We start from the raw sequence: 19,912 nt of genomic DNA on the forward strand, positions 1-19,912 counted from the left end.
CGTCCCCCGGATGCCGTAGCGAGGGCCCGATGACGCAGTCGACGACGCCGCCGTCGGGCGACCGCCCCAACGCCCGGTCGGTCCGTCCGGCACCGCGGGCGCAGGAGCCCGCTCCCGGCGTGCTCGACACGGTGTACGCCCTGGCCGCGGCCTCGGCGCGCACCGCCGTCGAGCTCACGCTGCGCGGGCCCTCGATCGTGCGGGGGCTCGCGTCGGCCGCCCACACGGTGTCGGTCGAGGTGACCCCGTTGGTCGGCGACGCGTTGCGGGCACTGCCGCGCGTCGTGACGGTGCTCGAGCAGCTGCTCCCGCTGGCCCAGGACCTGCAGCAGTCGCTGGACCGGCTCGCCTCAGCGGCGCCGGACATCCACGCGCTCGCGACGGCCGTCCCGGCGCTGCAGCAGCTCGGTGGTGCCGCCGAGGACATCCACGCCCTGCGCGAGGCGATCCCCGCCCTGCAGCAGCTGGGTGGCGCCGCCGGGGACATCCGCGCGCTCACAGCCGCCGTCCCGGCGCTGCAGCAGCTCGGTGGCGCGGCGGAGGACATCCACGCCCTCACCGCCGCCGTCCCCGCCCTGCAACAGCTGGGCGGGGCCGCCGAGGACATCCACGCCCTGCGCGAGGCCGTCCCCGCCCTGCAGCAGCTCGGTGGCGCCGCCGCCGACATCCACCTCCTCACCGGCGCCGTCGACTCGCTCGCCCGCCTCGGCGGGGCGGTCGACGACCTCCGTCGCATCGCCGCAGCCACCGACGACGTCACGACGATCGCCGGGGCGGTCGGCACCGTCGAGCAGATCGCCGGCGCCATCCCGACGATCGACCGCATCGCGGAGGCCGTCGGCACCGTCGAGGCCATCGCCGCGGCCGTGCCGACCGTCGAGCGCCTCGCCGACGCCGTGGGCACCGTCGAGCAGCTCGCCGCGGCCGTGCCCACGCTCGAGCGCCTCGCAGAGGCCACCGGCACCCTCGACCAGCTCGCCGCGGCCGTCCCGACGGTGGGGCGGGTCGCCGACGCGGTCCCGACGGTGCGGGCGCTCGCCGACGCGGTGCCCACCGTCGCGCAGCTCGCCGAGGCGGTGCCGACGATCCGGGCGCTCGCCGAGGCGGTGCCCGAGGTGCGCAAGCTGACGGCCGCGATCGAGCACGTCGAGACGCTCGCCCACCACGCCGACACCACGTTCCCCGAGCTGCCGCCGCGCCTGGAGACACTCGACTCGTCGCTCTCGGTCGCGGCGTCGGAGCTCGTCCGCGTCGCTCCCGACCTGCGCACGGTCGCGGGCCGCATCGAGGACCTGGACGGTGCGATCAAGGTCCTCGCGGACGCCCTCGCGCCCCTGCAGGGCACCACCGAGCGCCTCGGCCGCCTCGTCGACCGCCTGCCCGCAGGCCGGCGCCAGAAGGCCGTCGAGGGCTGAACCGGTCCGGTTCGGGGCGAGAGGCCCCTTCGGTCGGGTAGATCGAGCGAGGGGCCCCCTCGCTCAGTAGGCCGGGTCCCAGCGGGTGTCGCGGATCGCGGCGCGGAGCTCGTCGTCGGAGGCCTGGGGGGCGACCCCGTCGGCGACCGCCTGCCGGGCCACGGCGAGCGCGATGTCGTCCGCGACGTCCCGCACCTCGGCCCACGCGGGCAGCAGCGGGGCGCGGGAGTCCTGCAGGGCGGGTGAGGCGTCGCCCAACGCGCGGGCGGCGGCGCGCATCATCGCGTCGGTGACCCGTGTGGCCCGCGCCGCGGTCACCGCGAGCCCCACGGCGGGGAAGATGTAGACGTTGTTGCACTGGGCGACCGGGACGTCGTCGCCCTCCTGCCGGGCGAGCGGCGGGAAGGGCGAGCCCGTGGCGATGAGCGCCCGTCCGTCGGTCCAGTCGTCGAGGTCGGCCGGGCGCGCCTCGGCGTTCGCGGTCGGGTTGGACAGCGGGAAGACGACGGGCCGGTCGACCTTCGCCGCCATCGTGCGGACGATGTCCTCGGTGAACGCGCCCTGGGCGGTGGACAGGCCCAGGAGCACCCCGACGGTCACGTGCTCGACGACGTCCGCGAGTCCGGGCAGGCCCCCCTGTCCCTCCTCCCGGCTGAGGCCCCAGTCCGCGACGTCGGCCGGGTCGTGGGCGAAGGCCCGCTGGTCGTCGGAGAGGTCGTCCCGGTCCGTCGTCAGGAGGCCGCGGACGTCGACCACCCAGCAGCGGGCGCGCGCGTCCGCCTCGGACAGCCCCTCGTCCACCATCTCCTGGCGGACCATCTCCATGACCCCGATGCCGGCCGACCCGGCACCGAGCATCACGACCTGCTGCTCGGCGAGCCGGGTCCCGGCGACCTCCGACGCCCCCTGCAGCGCCCCGAGCGCCACCGCCGCGGTGCCCTGGATGTCGTCGTTGAAGGTGAGCAGCCGGTCGCGGTAGCGGGCGAGGACGGGGGCGGCGTGCGGCGTCGCGAAGTCCTCCCACTGCAGCAGCACGTCCGGGAGTTCGGCCTCGACAGCGGCGACGAAGTCCTCGACGAAGGCGAAGTACTCCTCGTCGTCGATCCGGCGGTGCCGCCAGCCGAGGTAGAAGGGATCGTCGAGGAGGTCGGCGTTGTCGGTACCGACGTCGAGCAGGATCGGCAGGGTCCGCGCCGGGTCGATGCCCCCGATGAGGGTGTAGAGCGACAGCTTGCCGACCGGGATGCCCATCCCGCCGACGCCCTGGTCGCCGATGCCCAGGATGCGCTGGCCGTCGGTCACGACGATGACGTCGACCTCGGCGTGGGGCCGGTTGCGCAGCATCGCGCGCAGGTCGCCGCGGTCCGGCCACGCGAGGTAGAGCCCGCGGGGGCGGCGCCAGAGCTCGGAGAACCGCTTGCAGCCCTCGGCGACGGTGGGCGTGTAGACGAGCGGGAGCGCGGTGGGGACGTCGGCGGCGAGCACGGAGTAGAAGAGGTGCTCGTTGCGGTCCTGCAGGGAGCGCAGGTAGACGTAGCGCTGGAGGTCCGTCGCCTGCCGGTCGACCTCGCCCCAGCAGCGTCGCACCTGGTCCTCGAGCGTGGTCACGGCGTACGGGAGCAACCCGAGCAGCCCGTGCTCGACGCGTTCCTCGGCCGTGAACGCGGTCCCCTTCGTGCGCATCGGGTCGTCGAGGATGACGCCCTCGTCACCCGTCCCGGTCGCCCCCATGGCGTGCTCCTCCCTCACGGTCGTCGTTGATCAGCGTCCTCCCTCGAACGCCCTACCCACCGGTATCGACCGGGGGTTCTGAGGAGATGCTGAGCCTGGGGCGATCACCGGTGTCCCTTTGGTGTCGTTATCGTGCTGTTCACCTGATCGTCGTGATCATGGCGGGGCCCGTTCGGTCGGAGCGGTCCCGGGGTGGGACGGAGGCCTCACGATGACGCACCCCGCGGGGCCGGTCCCGGCCGACCGGACCGACCTGGCCGAGGCCGTCCGGATGCTGGTGCGCACCGTGCTGCCGGTCGGGGTCCTGCTCGGGCTCGCGCTCGCCGTCTACGGCGGCACGGGGCACGACCTCACGATCGTGCTGCAGGACCGCTTCCCCGAGGACTCCGAGTACTCCGGGCTCGTCACGATCGCGTTCTCGAGCGCCCTCATGGTCTGCGCCGGCATCGCGCTCGGGTCCCTCGTGGTGTCCCGCGCGTGGTCCCGCACCACCGGGGAGGCGACCGCGACCTCGCCCGCCCTGACCGCCGGGCTCGCCGTCGCCGTCCTCGGCATCTTCCTCGGCTTCGACGACATGATGATGGTCCACGACGCCGTGCTCCCGGGCGCCGGGATCCCGGAGGACGCCGCGCTCGGCGTCTACGCGCTCGTCGGCCTCGCCCTCGTCGCCCGGGCGTTCCGGCCGCTGCTCGCCGAGCGGCTCGGCCTGACCTTCCTCGCCGGCCTCGCCCTGCTCGGCGGCTCCCTCGCCGGCGACGTGCTGGAGTCGTTGTTCGAGGCGGACCACCCCGGCGTCGCGACCGTTCTCGGGCACGCCGAGGACGTCGTGAAGTTCCTGGCCTACGCGGCGATGTGCCACCTCTGCGTCCTGCTCGCGCACCGCGTCATGGCGCGCACCCTCGCCGCGGCCACCGAGAAGGCCGCCCGCGAGGCGGTCGAGCGGGCCGGGGTCCCGACGACGGGTGCCCCCGCGACGGCGTCGGGCCGCGTGCCGCTGCGGGTCACCGCCGGGCGCCACGCCGCGCCCACGGGGTCGACGCCGACCATGGCGGGGTCCGACGCCGACCTCACCCGGCCCATCCCCCGACCGTGAGGCCGACGGGTCAGCCGTGCACCGCGCGGTCGACCGCCGCGGCGGCGTCGAGGAGCGCGACCTCGGTCTGACTGCCGTCGCCGAGGTCCTTGAGCTGGATGGTGCCGGCCTCCAGGTCACGGTCGCCGAGCACGAGGGCGTAGCGCGCCCCCGACCGGTCCGCCGCCTTCATCGCGCCCTTCAGCCCGCGGCCGCCGTAGGCGAGGTCGGACCGGATCCCGGCCCGACGGAGCTGCCCGATCAGCCCGACGAGGTGGTCGCGTGCCGCCTCGCCGAGCGGCACGCCGAACACCTCGACCCGGCGCGCCGGCGCGACCTCCAGGCCCTCGGCCCGGCACGCCAGCAGGGTGCGGTCCACGCCGATCCCGAACCCGACCCCGGACAGCGCCTGCCCACCGAGCTCGGCCATCAGCCCGTCGTAGCGGCCGCCGCCCCCGATCCCGGACTGCGACCCGAGCCCGTCGTGGACGAACTCGAACGTCGTCTTCGTGTAGTAGTCCAGCCCGCGGACCATGCGCGGGTTCTCGGTGTAGGCCACGCCGAGCTCGTCGAGGTACTGCTTGACCTTCGCGTGGTGGGCCGCCGCCGCGTCCGAGAGGTGGTCGACCATGAGCGGTGCGTCCGCGAGCTGCTCGCGGACCTCCGGGCGCTTGTCGTCGAGCACCCGCAGCGGGTTGATCCTGGCCCGCTCGCGCGTGGCCTCGTCGAGATCGCACTTCTCCAGGAACGCCTGCAGCTCGGCGCGGTAGGCGGGCCGGGTCTCGGCGTCGCCCAGCGAGGTGAGCTCCAGGCGGTACCCGGTCAGGCCCAGGGCGCGGAACCCGGCGTCGGCGACGGCGAGCACCTCCGCGTCGAGCGCGGGGTCGTCCACCCCGATGGCCTCGACGCCGACCTGCTGGAGCTGCCGGTACCGCCCGGCCTGCGGGCGCTCGTAGCGGAAGAACGGCCCGGCGTAGCGCAGTTTCACCGGCAGCGTGCCGCGGTCCATGCCGTGCTCGATGACGCTGCGGACGACGCCCGCGGTGCCCTCGGGGCGCAGCGTGACGCTGCGCCCGCCACGGTCGGCGAAGGTGTACATCTCCTTCGAGACGACGTCGGTGGACTCGCCGACCCCGCGGGCGTAGAGCGCGGTGTCCTCGAAGACGGGCAGCTCGAGGTGGGCGTACCCGGCGCGGTCGGCCTCGCGGACGAGGGTGTCGCGGACGGCGACGAAGTCGGGCCCGACGTACTCGGGGATGCCCTTGGGCGCGGCGAAGCCGCCGGGCGGGATCTCGGCCAATTCGGTGTTCTCTCTAGAGGTTCCGGCCGGGCGCGTGCTGCGGCCCCTGCAGGAACGGGTTGGTGTGCCGCTCGTCGCCGATCGTGGTCGGCTGCCCGTGGCCGGGCAGCACCGCCGTCTCGTCGGGCAGCGTCAGGAGCTTGGTCCGCAGGCTCGTCATCATCTCCTCGAGCGACCCGCCGGGGAGGTCGGTGCGCCCGATGCTGCCCTGGAACAGCGTGTCCCCGGCCAGCACGAACGGCGCGCCGTCCTCGGTGGCGCTGCGGAAGACCACCGAGCCGCGGGTGTGGCCGGGCGTGTGGTCGACGGTGAGGCTGATGCCCGCGAGCTCCAGGGTGGCCCCGTCGGCGAGCGTCTCGACGCGCCGCGGCTCCCGGAACTCCAGGCCCGGGTACATCGCGGCCAGCTGGGCGCCCATCGGGCCGACCCCCGACAACGGGTCGGCGAGCATCGACCGGTCCTCGGGATGGATCCACGCCGGGATGTCGTCCCCGTCGCACACCGGGGTCACCGACCACATGTGGTCGAGGTGCCCGTGGGTGAGCAGCACCGCGACCGGGCTCAGCCGCCGCTCCGCGAGCACCCTGCGCAGGGGCTCCTCGGCGTCCTGCCCCGGGTCGACGACCACGCACGGACCGCCCTCGTCGGGCGCGATCACGAAGCAGTTGGTCTGGAAACTCCCGGCCGGGAACCCGGCGACCAGCACGTCGGTCCACCCTCCTCGAGACGACTGGCGTCCAGCCTAGTCGGCACCGCCCGGTGTCCCCTGACCTGCCCGAACTCACCGGGGCCTGACTTCCTAGGATGCGGCCGTGCCGACCAACGAGCAGCGCCGCAAGGCCGCCAAGCGCAAGCTGGAGCGACAGATCGAGCGCCGGGCCGAGCGGGCGCGGCGGCGCCGGCAGCGGTTGGCGATCATCGCCGTCGGCGCCGTCGTCGCCGTGCTGGCCGCCGGCATCGCGATCTACATTGCCACCCGTCCCTCGGACACCGTGGCGTCCCCGGCGGCGGCCGCGTCGGGGGCCTGCACCTACACCCCCGACGGCCAGGCCTCCCGGCCCGTGCAGACGCCGGACCCGAACCCGGCGCGCACCGGGGTCGTCGGGCTCACCCTGCAGACCTCGCAGGGTGCGATCCCGCTGACCCTCGACCGCGCCCAGGCGCCCTGCGCGGTCAACGCCGTGACCTCGCTCGCGCAGCAGGGCTTCTACAACGACACGCCGTGCCACCGCCTCACCACCGGCGAGGGCCTCAAGGTGCTGCAGTGCGGTGACCCGAGCGGCACCGGCTCGGGCGGCCCGGGCTTCCGCTACGCCGAGGAGCCGCCGGCCAACCTCGCGCCGTCCCCGCTCGGCCAGGGCGCCGCGAACTACGCCCGCGGCCTCGTCGCCATGGCCAAGACCTCGCAGCCCGACACCACGGGCAGCCAGTTCTTCCTCGTCTACGCCGACTCGGCGCTGCCGCCGCAGTACACCGTCGTCGGCCGGATCGCCCCCGAGGGCCTCGCCGTCCTGGACAAGGTCGCCGCGGGCGGGACCGACAACTCGAACGGTGACGGCGACGGCAAGCCGCGTACCGCCGTGCAGATCCAGCAGGCCCAGGTCCAGCCCTGACGGCGGGTCCCCGCCGCCGAGGGTGACGTCAGGCAGTCTCCGGACGCCCCGGTACCTGCCCGACGGACACCTCGCGACGGCGGATCGGCACGACCCGCCGTCGCGAGGGCGGCTCAGACGCTGAGCGGCAGCGCTCCCGGGTGGACCGGCGCCGGGAGGTCGGTCCGGCCGTCGCCCGAGAGGTGAGCGTCGACCGCCGCGGCGGCCGACCGGCCCTCGGCGATGGCCCAGACGATCAGCGAGGCGCCCCGGTGGGCGTCGCCGCAGACGAACACCCCCGGGACGTCGGTCTGCCAGTCGGAGCCGCAGCCGATCGTGCCCTTGGGGGTGCGCTCGATCCCGAGGCCGGGGACGAGCGCGCCGTCGTCGGGGCCGGTGAAGCCGATCGAGAACAGCACGAGGTCGGCCGGGAGGGTGTGGATCTCCTCGGAGGTCGGCACCACCTCGCGCTCCCCGTTCTCGTTCCGGCGCACCTCCACCGTCGAGAGCTCGACGGCCCGGACGTGACCGCGGTCGTCGCCGACGAAGCGCTTCACCGCCGTGGCGAACAGCCGCTCGCCGCCCTCCTCGAGCGCCGGCGGGGTGCGGTACACCAGCGGCCACGTGGGCCAGGGCGAGCGCGCCTCGTCGCGGGTCTGCGGCGGGGCGGGGTACTGGTCGAGCTGGTGCACGCCGATGGCGCCCTGCCGGGTCGCGGTGCCGTAGCAGTCGGCGCCGGTGTCCCCGCCGCCGATCACGACGACGTTCTGGCCCCGCGCGTTGATGGGCGAGGGCCCGTCGCCCTCGCACTCACGATTGGCCGGCGTGAGGTACTCCATGGCCAGGTGGATGCCCTCGAGGTCACGCCCCTCGAGGGTGCGGTCGTCCCGGCCCTGCAGCGCGCCGACGGCGAGCACCACGGCGTCGTTCTCCGCGCGCAGCCGTTCGACGGGCAGGCCGTCCCCGCCGACCTCGCAGTTGACGACGAAGCGCGTCCCCTCCGCCCGCATCTGCTCCAGGCGGCGGTCCAGCTCCCACTTCTCGAACTTGAACTCCGGGATGCCGTAGCGCATGAGCCCACCGAGCCGGTCGTCGCGCTCGTAGACGGTGACGTCGTGGCCCGCGCGGGTCAGCTGCTGGGCGGCGGCGAGGCCGGCGGGCCCGGAGCCGACGACGGCGACCCGCTTGCCCGACGACTCCGCGGCCGGCTGCGGTGCGACGTGCCCGTCGCGCCAGGCGACCTCGGCGATCGACCACTCGACCCGCTTGATCGCCACCGACCCCGGCTGCTCGGTGATCGAGAGGACGCACGCCTCCTGGCACGGCGCCGGGCACAGCGCGCCGGTGAACTCCGGAAAGTTGTTGGTGGCGTGCAGCCGCTCGCTCGCCCGGCCCCACTCACCGCGGCGGACGAAGTCGTTCCACTCCGGGATCAGGTTGCCCAGCGGGCAGCCCGCGGAGCCGGAGTGGCAGAACGGGATGCCGCAGTCCATGCAGCGCGCGGCCTGACGACGGGTCTCCGCCTCGACGTCGGGGTCGGTGACGTCGGCGTAGATCTCGTGCCAGTCGGTCCGTCGGACCTCGACCGGCCGCTTGGGGTTGTCCTCGCGCGGATAGGTGAGGAAACCGCGTGGGTCAGCCACCCGCCACCTCCATGATGACCTCGTTCGGGTCGCGACCCTCGGTCGCGGCGCGCTGCTCGGCGTCGAGCACGCGTTGGTAGTCGGTCGGCATGACCTTGGTGAAGTGCCCGACCTGGGTCTCCCACTCGTCGAGCAGCCGGGCGGCCTTCGGTGAGCCCGTCAGCTCCAGGTGGCGCTCCACGACGTGCCGGAGCCACTCGGCGTCCTCGCCGTCGACCGGCAGCAGGTCCACCATCTCCTGGTTGACCCGGATCTCCGGCAGCTCGTGCACGAACGCGATGCCGCCGGACATGCCGGCGCCGAGGTTGCGACCGGTGCTGCCGAGCACCACGACGCGGCCGCCGGTCATGTACTCGCAGGCGTGGTCGCCCACGCCCTCGACGACCGCGAGGGCCCCCGAGTTCCGGACACAGAAGCGCTCCCCCACCTGACCCCGCAGGAACACCTCGCCCGAGGTGGCGCCGTAGGCGATGACGTTGCCGGCGATGACCTGCTGCTCGTCGCGGTCGGAGTCGGGGTCCTCGGTGTACGGGGCGCCCTCCGGCGGCCGCACGATGACCCGCCCGCCGGACAGGCCCTTCGCGACGTAGTCGTTGGCGTCGCCGACGAGGTCGAGCGTCACCCCGCGCGGCAGGAACGCGCCGAACGACTGGCCGGCCGAGCCGGTGAAGGTGACCCGGATGGTGTCGTCGGCGAGCCCGTCGCGACCGTAGCGCCGGGTGACCTCCGCGCCGAGGAGCGTGCCCACGGTGCGGTTGACGTTGCGGATCGGCATCTCGAGCCCGACCGGCACGGCGTCGTCGAGCGCACCCTCCGCGAGCTGGATCAGGGTGCGGTCCAGCGCCTCGTCGAGCCCGTGGTCCTGGTACTTCGTCCGGCGCCGGTCGGTCGAGGCGCCCTCGGGGACGTCCGGCACCGTGAACAGCGGCGTCAGGTCGATGCCCTGCGCCTTCCAGTTGTCCACCGCCTCGCCCGCGTCGATCAGCTCCGAGTGGCCGACGGCCTCGTCGATCGTGCGGAACCCGAGCTTCGCGAGGTATTCACGGACCTCCTCGGCGATGAACCAGAAGAAGTTCTCGACGAACTCCGGCTTGCCCGTGTAGCGCTTGCGCAGCTCCGGGTTCTGGGTCGCGACGCCCACCGGGCAGGTGTCGAGGTGGCAGACGCGCATCATGATGCAGCCGTTGACCACCAGCGGCGCCGTCGAGAAGCCGTACTCCTCGGCGCCGAGGAGCATCCCGACCATGACGTCGTAGCCGGTCTTCATCGCGCCGTCGACCTGCACCGAGATGCGGTCGCGCAGCCCGTTCAGCATCAGCGTCTGCTGCGTGTCGGCGAGCCCGATCTCCCACGGCGCCCCGGCGTGCTTGAGGCTCGTCAGGGGCGCCGCACCCGTGCCGCCGTCCCAGCCGGAGATGAGCACGACGTCGGCGTGGGCCTTGCTCACCCCGGCCGCGACGGTACCGACGCCGACCGAGCTGACCAGCTTGACGTGGATCCGCGCGGCGTCGTTGGCGTTCTTCAGGTCGTGGATGAGCTGCTTGAGGTCCTCGATGGAGTAGATGTCGTGGTGCGGCGGCGGGGAGATCAGCCCCACGCCGGGCGTGGAGTACCGCACCTCGGCGATCCACGGGTAGACCTTCTTGCCCGCCAGCTGGCCGCCCTCGCCCGGCTTCGCGCCCTGCGCCATCTTGATCTGGATGTCGTCGGCGTTGACCAGGTACTCGCTGGTCACCCCGAAGCGGCCCGAGGCGACCTGCTTGATGGCCGAGCGCTTCGACGGGTCGACGAGGCGGACCGGGTCCTCCCCGCCCTCGCCGGTGTTCGACTTGCCGCCGATGTTGTTCATCGCGATCGCGAGGTCGGTGTGCGCCTCGCCGGAGATCGAGCCGTAGCTCATCGCCCCGGTCGCGAAGCGCTTGACGATCTCGGTCGCCGGCTCGACCTCGTCGAGGTCGATCGGGGTGCGGTCCTCGAAGCGCAGCCGGAACAGGCCGCGCAGCTGGCCGCCGCTGCGGGTCAGGCGGTCGACCTCCGCGGTGTACTTCCGGAACACGTCGCGCTGCTTGGTCCGCGTCGAGTGCTGCAGCAGGAAGACGGTCTCCGGGGTGAACAGGTGCAGTTCACCCTCGCGCCGGTAGGCGTACTCCCCGCCGACGTCGAGCCGGCGGTGCGCCCGCTCGGTCGGGTTCGAGGGATAGGCCGCGGCGTGCCGGGCGCCGACCTCGGCGGCGAGCACGTCGAGCCCGCCCCCGCCGAGCTTGGACGACGTGCCGTGGAAGTACTCGTCGAGGAAGTCCTGGGAGAGCCCGATGGCCTCGAAGACCTGCGCGGCGGTGTAGCCCGACACCGTCGAGATGCCCATCTTGGACATCACCTTGAGGACGCCCTTGACGCACGCCTTCACGTAGTTCGCGATCGCCTGGTCGACCTCGAGGTGGTCGAGCCAGCCCGAGGCGATCATGTCCTCGATCGACTCGAACGCGAGGTAGGGGTTCACCGCGGCGGCGCCGTAGGAGAGCAGCAGCGCCATGTGGTGGACCTCGCGGGCGTCGCCGGCCTCGACGATCAGCGCCACCTGGGTCCGCTCGCGGGTCGCGACGAGGTGGTGGTGCACCGCCGAGACCAGCAGCAACGACGGGATCGGCGCCCAGCGGGCGTCGGAATCGCGGTCGGAGAGCACGAGGATCCGCTTGCCGTCGGCGATGGCCTCGCTCGCCTGACGGCGGATCCGGTCCAGTGCCTCGCGCAGCGCGGCCTCGCCGCCGTCGACCTCGTAGAGCCCGGAGAGCACGGTCGCCGCGAACCCGGGCATGTCCCCGTCGTGGTCGATGTGGATGAGCTTCGCGAGCTCGTCGTTGTCGATCACCGGGTAGGGCAGGACGACCTGCCGACAGCTGGCCGGGCCCGGGTGGAACAGGTTCTGCTCCGCGCCGATCGGCCGCGACATGCAGGTGACGAGCTCCTCGCGGATCGCGTCCAGCGGCGGGTTCGTCACCTGCGCGAACAGCTGCACGAAGTAGTCGAAGAGCAGCCGGGCCCGCCGCGAGAGCGCCGCGGTGGGGGTGTCGGTGCCCATCGAACCCAGCGGCTCGGCACCCGTCGTCGCCATCGGGGCGAGCAGGATCCGGAGATCCTCCTCGGTGTAGCCGAACGTCTGCTGGCGGCGCATCACCGACTCGTGGGTGTGCACGACGTGCTCCCGGTCGGGGAGCTCGTCGAGCCGCACCAGGCCCGCGTGCAGCCACTCCGCGTACGGCTCCGCCGCGGCGAGCTCGGACTTGAAGGCGTCGTCGTCGACGAGGCCCCGCCCCCGCGTGTCCACGAGCAGCATCCGCCCCGGCCGCAGTCGCCCCTTCGCGACGACGTCCTCGGCCGGCACGTCCAGCACCCCGGACTCGCTCGCGAGCACCACCCGGCCGTCGGCGAGCTGCCACCAGCGGCACGGTCGCAGACCGTTGCGGTCCAGGGTCGCGCCCAGGAGCGTGCCGTCGGAGAAGACGACGGCGGCGGGGCCGTCCCAGGGCTCCATGAGGCTCGCGTGGAACTGGTAGAACGCCCGCTGGTCGGCGGGCATCTCGGCGTGGTTCTCCCAGGCCTCGGGCATCATCATCATCACGGCGTGCGGCAGCGACCGGCCGCCCAGCGTGAGCAGCTCGAGGACCTCGTCGAAGCTCGCCGAGTCGGACGCGTCCGGCGGGCAGACCGGCATCGCCCGCTGCAGGTCACCCGGGAAGTTCTCGGTGCCGAGCAGCGCCTCGCGGGCGCGCATGCGGTTGCGGTTGCCGCGGATCGTGTTGATCTCGCCGTTGTGCGCCATCGTGCGGTAAGGGTGGGCGAGCGGCCAGCTCGGGAACGTGTTCGTCGAGAACCGGCTGTGCACCACGGCGACCGCGCTGCGCAGGCGCTCGTCGCGCAGGTCGGGGAAGAACAGGGGCAGCTGGTCGGTGGTCAGCATGCCCTTGTAGGTGACGGTGCGGCTGGACAGCGACGTCACGTAGAGCCCGCAGCCCTGCTCGACGGACTCCCGCTCGGCGCGCTTGCGCACGATCCACGCGACGCGGTCGAGCTCGATGCCGGCGAGCGTCCGCTCGGGGTGCGCGACCAGCACCTGCGCGAAGCGGGGCATCGCGGAGCGGGCCACCGAGCCGACGTCGGCGCCGTCCGGGTCGACCGGGGTCTCGCGCCAGGCGAGGACCTCGAGGCCCTCCTCGGCGGTGATCCGCTCCAGCAGCGAAACGGCCTTCGCGTAGGCGTCGTCGTCCGCGGGCAGGAAGATCAGCCCGCAGGCGTACGCGTACTCGTCCTGCCCGCCGTCGGCCGAGGGCCGGGGTGCCGGGAGCTCCACGTCGACCGTGGCGCGCAGGAGCTCGTCCGGGATGCCGAGCAGGATGCCGGCACCGTCCCCACTGGTGGGCTCGCTGCCGGCGGCGCCGCGGTGGTCGAGGTTGTGCAGCACCTGGAGGGCGTCGGCCACGATGCCGTGGCTGCGACGACCCTGGGAGTCGACGACGGCGCCCACGCCGCAGGCGTCGTGCTCGAAGGCGGGATCGTAGAGGCCCTGGGGCCCCGGAACGGACGAGAACAGCACTGGGCAGGCCTCCTGGTCGCCGGGGCTGGCAGCCCGGCGGACGGCGACGGGCGCAAGGCCCCTCGGCGATCGTCGCGAGCCGGATGGTGGTATCCGGGACGACGATGGCCCGGCTGGATTCTAGCCCGCGCAGCGGGCGACGGCGGTGTCCGAGACGGCCGCCGTGGCCGGGATCAGGACGATCCGCCCGCGGCCGACGGCGGCGCCGCCGAGGCCTCCTCCTCGGGCTGCGTGCCCTCGGGCTCGGCGTCGACACCGGACGGCTCGGCCCCGCCGTGGCTCGGGTCGCGATCCGGCGCCGAGACCTCGTGACGCTTCTCGCGGGCGAGATCCGCGTCGTCCGTGCGCTGGTCCTTCTCGTCGGCCGTCACGGGATCGGGCGTACCCGCGACGTGACCCGACGAACCGGTGGACTCCGTCGGCATGGATGCCGACAGGTCCTCCCGGGGGCCTCGCGCCAGGGCCAGGTAGAGCAGCGCCGCGACGCAGACGACGGCGGCGACGATGACGTTCACCCGCACGCCGTCGACGCGCGTGAGCGCCGGGTCGGTGCGCAACATCTCGATCCAGAAGCGCCCGAGGGTGTAGCCCGCGACGTAGAGCGCGAACGCCCGACCGCGGGCGAGCGTGAAGCGCCGGTCGGCCCAGAGCACGACGAGCGCGACCGCGACGTTCCACAGGAGCTCGTAGAGGAACGTCGGCTGGACGATCTCGACGGGGGTGCGGTCGACCGCCACCCCGTTGAGGTTGTCCACGGCGCCGGTCGCCGGGTCGATCCGCCGGTAGATCTCCAGGCCCCACGGCAGCGTGGTCGGTGCGCCGTAGAGCTCCTGGTTGAACCAGTTGCCCAGCCGGCCGATCGCCTGGGCCAGCACGATGCCGGGCGCCGCGGCGTCGGCGAAGGCGGTGAGCGGCACGCCGCGCCGCCGGCAGGCGATCCACGCGCCCACGCCGCCGAGCGCGATCGCGCCCCAGATGCCGAGCCCGCCGTTCCACACGTACAGCGCGGCCACCGGGTCGCCGCCCGGGCCGAAGTAGGTCCGCCAGTCGGTGGCGAGGTGGTAGAGCCGGCCGCCGACGAGGCCGAAGGGCACGGCCCAGACCGCCACGTCGATGACGAACCCCGGCGCGCCACCGCGCGCGACGAAGCGCCGCTCGGTCAGCCAGACCGCCACGACGATGCCCGCGATGATGCACAGCGCGTAGGCACGCAGCGGGATCGGACCGAGCTCCCAGACGCCCTGGGGCGGGCTGGGGATGGTCATCGGCAGCGACGAGAGCACGCGCGCCACGCTATCGGTCACCCCCGACACCGTCCGTGAGGCGGGGTGAGGTGGGCTCAGCGACCGGTGTGGTTGCCCCGGACGCCCGCGGCGAGCTCCGTGGTGAGCCGGGCGACCGCGGCGCGCCCGTGCTCGGCGGCGGAGACGAGGGCGGAGCCGACGATGACCCCGTCCGCGAACTGCGCGACCTCGCCCGCCTGCGCTCCGGACCGCACCCCGAGGCCCACCCCGATCGGCAGGTCGGTGTGCGCCCGGGTGCGGGCGACCAGGGCCGGGGCGGTGTCCGACACCGCGTCGCGGGCACCCGTGACGCCCATCGTGGAGGCGGCGTAGACGAAGCCGCTCGTGGCCGCCGTCGTCGAGGCGATGCGCTGCTCGGTCGAGGACGGGGCCACCAGGAAGGTGCGCCCGAGGCCGTACCGGTCGGCGGCGTCGAGCCAGTCCCCCGCCTCGTCGGGGACGAGGTCGGGCGTGATGATCCCGAGCCCGCCCGCGGCCGCGAGATCGCGGGCGAACGCCTCGACCCCGTAGTGCAGCACCGGGTTCCAGTACGTCATGACGACGGCCCGTCCCCCGCGGGCGGCGATCGACTCGATCACCTCGAGGGTGTCCCGCGTGCGTACGCCGCCGCGCAGGGCGGTCTCCACGGCGTGCTGGATGACCGGCCCGTCGAGCACCGGGTCGGAGTAGGGCAGCCCGACCTCCAGGAGGTCGGCGCCCGCGTCGAGCGTCTGGGCGAGCAGCCCCTTCGAGCCGGCGACCGTCGGGTAGCCGGTGGGCAGGTAGCCGATCAGGGCGGCCCGGCCCTCCGCCCGCGCGGTGGTGAAGACCTCGTCGAGCACGGTGAGGCCCGTCCGGGCGCCCGCCCCGGTGCTCACAGCTCCCGCTCCCCCGCCGCGGCGTCGTCGGGCACCGGCTCGGTGGTGGGCAGGGCCGCAGGGTCGACCACCTCGAACCACCGGGCGGCGGTCTCGACGTCCTTGTCGCCGCGCCCGGAGAGGTTCACCAGCAACGTCGCGTCCGGCCCGAGCTCGCGGCCCAGGCGCAGCGCGCCCGCGATCGCGTGCGCCGTCTCGATGGCCGGGATGATCCCCTCGGTCCGGCACAGCAGCCGGAACGCCTCCATCGCCTCGGTGTCGGTCACCGGCACGTACTCCGCGCGGCCGATCTCCGCGAGGTACGAGTGCTCGGGCCCGACGCCCGGGTAGTCCAGGCCCGCCGAGATCGAGTGCGACTCGACCGTCTGCCCGTCCTCGTCCTGCAGCACGTAGGTCAGCGCGCCGTGCAGGGCTCCCGGGGACCCGCCCGTGATCGAGGCGGCGTGGCGGCCGGTGTCGACCCCGTCGCCCGCGGCCTCGCACCCGACGAGCCGGACGCCCTCGTCGTCGAGGAACGGGTGGAAGATGCCGATCGCGTTCGAGCCGCCCCCGACGCAGGCGAGCACCGCGTCGGGCAGCCGGCCGTGGCTGGCCAGCACCTGGGCGCGGGCCTCGAGCCCGATCACGCGGTGGAAGTCGCGCACCATCATCGGGAACGGGTGCGGCCCGGCGGCCGTGCCCAGCACGTAGTGGGTGTGCCCCACCGAGGAGACCCAGTCGCGGTAGGCCTCGTTGAGCGCGTCCTTGAGCGTCCGCGAGCCCGTGGTCACCGGGATCACCTCGGCGCCGAGCAGCCGCATCCGGGCCACGTTGAGGGCCTGTCGCTCGGTGTCGACCTCGCCCATGTAGACGACGCACTCGAGGCCGAGCAGCGCCGCGGCCGTGGCGGTGGCGACGCCGTGCTGGCCCGCCCCGGTCTCGGCGATCACGCGGGTCTTGCCCATGCGCACCGTCAGGAGCGCCTGGCCCAGCACGTTGTTGATCTTGTGCGAGCCGGTGTGGTTGAGGTCCTCGCGCTTGAGCAGGATCGTCGCCCCGCCCGCGTGCTCGGAGAGCCTCCGCGCCTCGGTGACCGGGGACGGGCGGCCGGCGTAGTCGCGCTGCAGCCGGTCGAGCTCGTCGAGGAACTCCGGGTCCTGCCGCGCCTTCTCGTACTCGGCGGCGACCTCGTCGACGGCCGCGATGAGGGCCTCGGGCATGTACCGGCCGCCGAAGCGGCCGAAGTGTCCGCCGACGTCGGGGTCGTGCGCGTGGCGGGCGAGACCGTCCGAGGCGCTGGGCAGCGGGCCCATCAGCGGGCGGGCTTCGGGCAGGCGGGGTGCGAGCCGGCCGTGACCAGCTGGCGCACGGCGGCCCGCGGGTCCTCCGCGGTGGCCATCGACTCGCCGACGAGCACCGCGTCGGCCCCGAGGCCGGCGTAGGTCATGAGGTCGCCGGGGCCGCGCACGCCCGACTCCGCGACGCGCAGCACCTCGCCGGGCAGGCCCGGGGCGAGCCGGCTGAACACCTCGCGGTCGACGTCGAGCGTCTTGAGGTTCCGCGCGTTGATGCCGACGAGCTTGGCGCCGGCCTGCAGCGCCATGTCCGCCTCGATCTCGTCGTGGATCTCGACGAGCGCGGTCATCCCGAGGGAGTGCACGCGGTCGACGAGGGCGTCGAGGGCGTTCTGCTCCAGCACCGAGCACATGAGCAGCACCAGGTCGGCGCCGTGGGCCCGCGCCTCGTGCACCTGGTAGGTGCCGACCACGAAGTCCTTGCGCAGCACCGGGATGTCCACGGCGGCCCGCACCTCGTCGAGGTCGGTCAGCGACCCCTCGAAGTAGTGCTGCTCGGTCAGCACGCTGATGATCCGGGCGCCGCCCTCGACGTACTGCCGGGCGAGCTTCGCGGGGTCGGGGATGTCGACCATGTGGCCGCGCGACGGCGACGCCCGCTTGACCTCGGCGATCACCCCGATGCCCTGGCCCTGCAGGGCCGCGAGCGCGTCCTTCGGGGGCGGTGCGGCGGCGGCCGCGGCCTTGACCTCGTCGAATCCGACGGCGGCCTCGCGGGCGGCGAGGTCGGCCCGGACCCCCTCGAGGATCTGCTCCAGGACGCTCACGCGGGTGCTGCCCCCATCCTTCGGGCTCTGATCGAGCCGGCTTCCCGCGCGTGCGGGGCGCCGGATCCGGTCCCTGGCGAGTACACCGGGAGTTTAACTCCCGGTCCCGTCGGTTCCGTCCGGTGCCCTCGGTGTCGGGCTCTGCGGACGCGCCGTGGGGTCCTCCCCGGCGTCGAGCGCCTCCCAGAGGGAGCGCTCCTCGTCGTCGTCCCGACGACGGGTGCGGGCGCCGGGCGCGTCGTACCGCGCGCCCAGCCGTGGCATCGCCGCCCCCCGCAGCGCCACGAGCAGGCCCACGGCGACGAGCAGGAGCCCGCCCAGGCCGCCGAGCAGCGGCCACACCACCGAGGGCTCGACGCCCACCGCGCGACCGGCCTGGCGTGCGGCGGCGGGCAGCGCGTCGGGCGCGGGCGCCGCGAGTCCGGACAGCGAGCCCAGCAGCGCCCACAACCCGGCGATCCCGACGACGGCCCCGACCGCCCGCCGGCCCCACCCCGACGTCGCGAGCAGCCCGCCGATGGCGGCGAGGGCGAGCAGCGCCCACGGTACGAGGACCGGCTCGGTGTCCGCGCCGGTGGCGCTGACGACGACCCGGCCGCGTACCGGGACGTCCCACGTCGCGGTCAGCCAGGTCCCGCGCGACGCTCCCCACAGCGCCGCGGCGGCGAGCAGCAGCCCGACCACGGCGGCCCCGAGCAGCCGCGGGCCCCTCACGTCGCGGCCCCGGGCTCCGGGGCGCGCAGCGTGGCCGCCGTGGCGACCGCCGCGAGCACCGCCCGGGCCTTGTTCGACGCCTCGGTGTCCTCGGCGACCGGGTCGGAGTCGGCGACGATGCCGCCGCCCGCCTGCACGTGGGCGACACCGTCGCGCAGCAGCCCGGTGCGGATCGCGATCGCGGTGTCGGCGTCCCCGGCGAAGTCGAGGTAGCCGACGATCCCGCCGTAGAGCCCGCGCCGGGTGGGCTCGAGCTCCTCGATGATCTCCATGGCCTTCGGCTTCGGGGCGCCGGAGAGCGTGCCGGCGGGGAAGCACGCCGCGACCGCGTCGAAGGCGCTGCGGTCGTCGCGCAGGCGGCCGCTCACGGTGGACACCAGGTGCATCACGTGGCTGTAGCGCTCGATGTCGAAGAACCGGTGCACCTTGACCGTGCCGGGCACGCAGACCCGCCCGAGGTCGTTGCGCCCGAGGTCGACGAGCATGAGGTGCTCGGCGCGCTCCTTCTCGTCGGCCAGGAGGTCCTTCTCCAGCAGGAGGTCCTCCTCGGCGTCCGTCCCCCGCCACCGGGTGCCGGCGATCGGGTGCGTCGTGGCAACGCCGTCGCGCACCGTCACCAGGGCCTCGGGGCTCGACCCGACGATCTCGAAGGGGCGGTCGGCCGCGTCGGTGAGCCGCAGCAGGTACATGTACGGGCTCGGGTTGGTGGCGCGCAGCACCCGGTAGACGTCGAGCGCGTCGGCGTCGGTGTCGGACTCGAACCGCTGGCTGACCACCACCTGGAAGGCGTCGCCCGCCCGGATGCGCTCCTGCGCCGACGCGACCGCCGCGAGGTAGGCGTCGCGGTCGAACCGGCGCCGGACCTGCGGCGAGCCTCCCGCCGTCGGGTCGTACTGCGCGACCGTCGAGGGCGCGGGGGCGCCGAGCTCGGCGGTCATCCGGTCGAGCCGGGCGACCGCGTCGTCGTACGCGGCGTCGGCGCGCTCCGGGCTGTCGTCCCAGTTCACGGCATTGGCGATGAGGGTGACGGTGCCCTCGTGGTGGTCCAGCGCGGCGAGATCGGTGGCGAGCAGCATGACCAGCTCGGGGATCCGCAGGTCGTCCTCGGTCAGCTCGGGGAGGCGTTCGAGGCGGCGGACCGCGTCGTACCCCACGTACCCGACCAGCCCGCCGGTCAGCGGCGGCAGCCCCGGCAGCGAGTCGGTCCGCAGCCGCTCGAGGGTCTCGCGCAGCGCGTCGAGCGGGTTCTCCTCGTCGCCGGGGAGACCGACCGGCGGGGTCCCGGTCCAGTGCGCCCGGCCGCCGCGCTCGGTGAGGGCCGCCGCGCTCCGCGCCCCGACGAACGACCAGCGCGACCAGGACTCGCCGTTCGCGGCCGACTCGAGCAGGAAGGTCCCGCTGCGTCGGCCCGCGAGCTTGCGGTACACCCCGAGCGGCGTCTCGTCGTCGGCGAGCAGCCGCCGGACCACCGGGATCACGCGGTGGTGCGCCGCGAGCCGGTGGAACTGCTCGCGGCTCGGCTGGACGGAGCCGAGGGTGGTCGGCGGGTCGGTCACGGACACGCCGCCCATTGTGGACGCCGGGTCCGACAC

14 protein-coding genes are annotated in these 19,912 nt (G+C 74.2%); 3 read left to right on the forward strand and 11 right to left on the reverse strand.

Translation table 11 applies throughout. The features are described 5' to 3' along the window. The first annotated feature begins 29 nt into the window (after positions 1-29). Complete coding sequence (locus tag A3CO_RS0118275; protein ID WP_018333687.1) at positions 30-1,415, forward strand: hypothetical protein; 1,386 nt, start codon at positions 30-32, stop codon at positions 1,413-1,415. 63 nt (positions 1,416-1,478) lie between these two features. Here A3CO_RS0118275 and A3CO_RS0118280 read toward each other — a convergent pair whose 3' ends face one another. After that, complete coding sequence (locus A3CO_RS0118280; protein WP_018333688.1) at positions 1,479-3,146, reverse strand: NAD-dependent malic enzyme; 1,668 nt, start codon at positions 3,144-3,146, stop codon at positions 1,479-1,481. Positions 3,147-3,357: 211 nt separating this feature from the next. On the opposite strand from A3CO_RS0118280, the gene A3CO_RS0118285 reads away from it, so the two are divergent. After that, positions 3,358-4,239, forward strand: coding sequence for a hypothetical protein (locus A3CO_RS0118285; protein ID WP_018333689.1), 882 nt, complete (start codon positions 3,358-3,360; stop codon positions 4,237-4,239). Between the two features lie 10 nt (positions 4,240-4,249). On the opposite strand, the gene hisS is transcribed toward A3CO_RS0118285, so the two are convergent. Further along, the gene (hisS, locus tag A3CO_RS0118290; protein ID WP_018333690.1) at positions 4,250-5,518 is read right to left on the reverse strand and encodes a histidine--tRNA ligase; all 1,269 of its coding nucleotides are present in this window, start codon (positions 5,516-5,518) and stop codon (positions 4,250-4,252) included. 13 nt (positions 5,519-5,531) lie between these two features. After that, the gene (locus tag A3CO_RS0118295; protein ID WP_018333691.1) at positions 5,532-6,224 is read right to left on the reverse strand and encodes an MBL fold metallo-hydrolase; all 693 of its coding nucleotides are present in this window, start codon (positions 6,222-6,224) and stop codon (positions 5,532-5,534) included. Positions 6,225-6,330: 106 nt separating this feature from the next. Between A3CO_RS0118295 and A3CO_RS0118300 the strand changes: the two genes are divergently transcribed. Beyond that, positions 6,331-7,131, forward strand: a complete 801-nt coding sequence (locus A3CO_RS0118300; protein WP_018333692.1) for a peptidylprolyl isomerase — start codon at positions 6,331-6,333, stop codon at positions 7,129-7,131. Between the two features lie 113 nt (positions 7,132-7,244). Here A3CO_RS0118300 and A3CO_RS0118305 read toward each other — a convergent pair whose 3' ends face one another. The 8 genes from A3CO_RS0118305 to A3CO_RS0118340 all read right to left on the reverse strand — a co-directional run bounded on the left by A3CO_RS0118305 (position 7,245) and on the right by A3CO_RS0118340 (position 19,891). Then, positions 7,245-8,753, reverse strand: a complete 1,509-nt coding sequence (locus A3CO_RS0118305) for a glutamate synthase subunit beta (protein WP_018333693.1) — start codon at positions 8,751-8,753, stop codon at positions 7,245-7,247. Continuing rightward, a complete protein-coding gene (gene gltB / locus A3CO_RS0118310) occupies positions 8,746-13,344 on the reverse strand; it encodes a glutamate synthase large subunit (RefSeq protein WP_018333694.1) in 4,599 nt (1,532 codons plus the stop codon). The genes A3CO_RS0118305 and gltB overlap by 8 nt, the downstream gene beginning before the upstream one ends. Before the next feature lie 173 nt (positions 13,345-13,517). Continuing rightward, positions 13,518-14,609: a prolipoprotein diacylglyceryl transferase gene (lgt, locus tag A3CO_RS0118315; RefSeq protein WP_084682072.1), complete on the reverse strand. Its 1,092-nt coding sequence runs from the start codon at positions 14,607-14,609 to the stop codon at positions 13,518-13,520. Between the two features lie 74 nt (positions 14,610-14,683). Beyond that, the gene (trpA, locus tag A3CO_RS0118320; RefSeq protein WP_018333696.1) at positions 14,684-15,505 is read right to left on the reverse strand and encodes a tryptophan synthase subunit alpha; all 822 of its coding nucleotides are present in this window, start codon (positions 15,503-15,505) and stop codon (positions 14,684-14,686) included. Next, complete coding sequence (gene trpB / locus A3CO_RS0118325) at positions 15,502-16,797, reverse strand: tryptophan synthase subunit beta (protein ID WP_018333697.1); 1,296 nt, start codon at positions 16,795-16,797, stop codon at positions 15,502-15,504. The genes trpA and trpB overlap by 4 nt, the downstream gene beginning before the upstream one ends. Then, the gene (trpC, locus tag A3CO_RS0118330; RefSeq protein ID WP_018333698.1) at positions 16,797-17,606 is read right to left on the reverse strand and encodes an indole-3-glycerol phosphate synthase TrpC; all 810 of its coding nucleotides are present in this window, start codon (positions 17,604-17,606) and stop codon (positions 16,797-16,799) included. Before trpC ends, trpB begins: the two co-directional genes overlap by 1 nt. A 93-nt stretch (positions 17,607-17,699) precedes the next feature. Then, positions 17,700-18,320: a Trp biosynthesis-associated membrane protein gene (locus A3CO_RS0118335; RefSeq protein WP_018333699.1), complete on the reverse strand. Its 621-nt coding sequence runs from the start codon at positions 18,318-18,320 to the stop codon at positions 17,700-17,702. Then, complete coding sequence (locus A3CO_RS0118340) at positions 18,317-19,891, reverse strand: anthranilate synthase component I (RefSeq protein WP_018333700.1); 1,575 nt, start codon at positions 19,889-19,891, stop codon at positions 18,317-18,319. The genes A3CO_RS0118335 and A3CO_RS0118340 overlap by 4 nt, the downstream gene beginning before the upstream one ends. Positions 19,892-19,912: the final 21 nt, after the last annotated feature.

The organism is Actinomycetospora chiangmaiensis DSM 45062 (genome assembly GCF_000379625.1).
GTDB lineage: Bacteria > Actinomycetota > Actinomycetes > Mycobacteriales > Pseudonocardiaceae > Actinomycetospora > Actinomycetospora chiangmaiensis.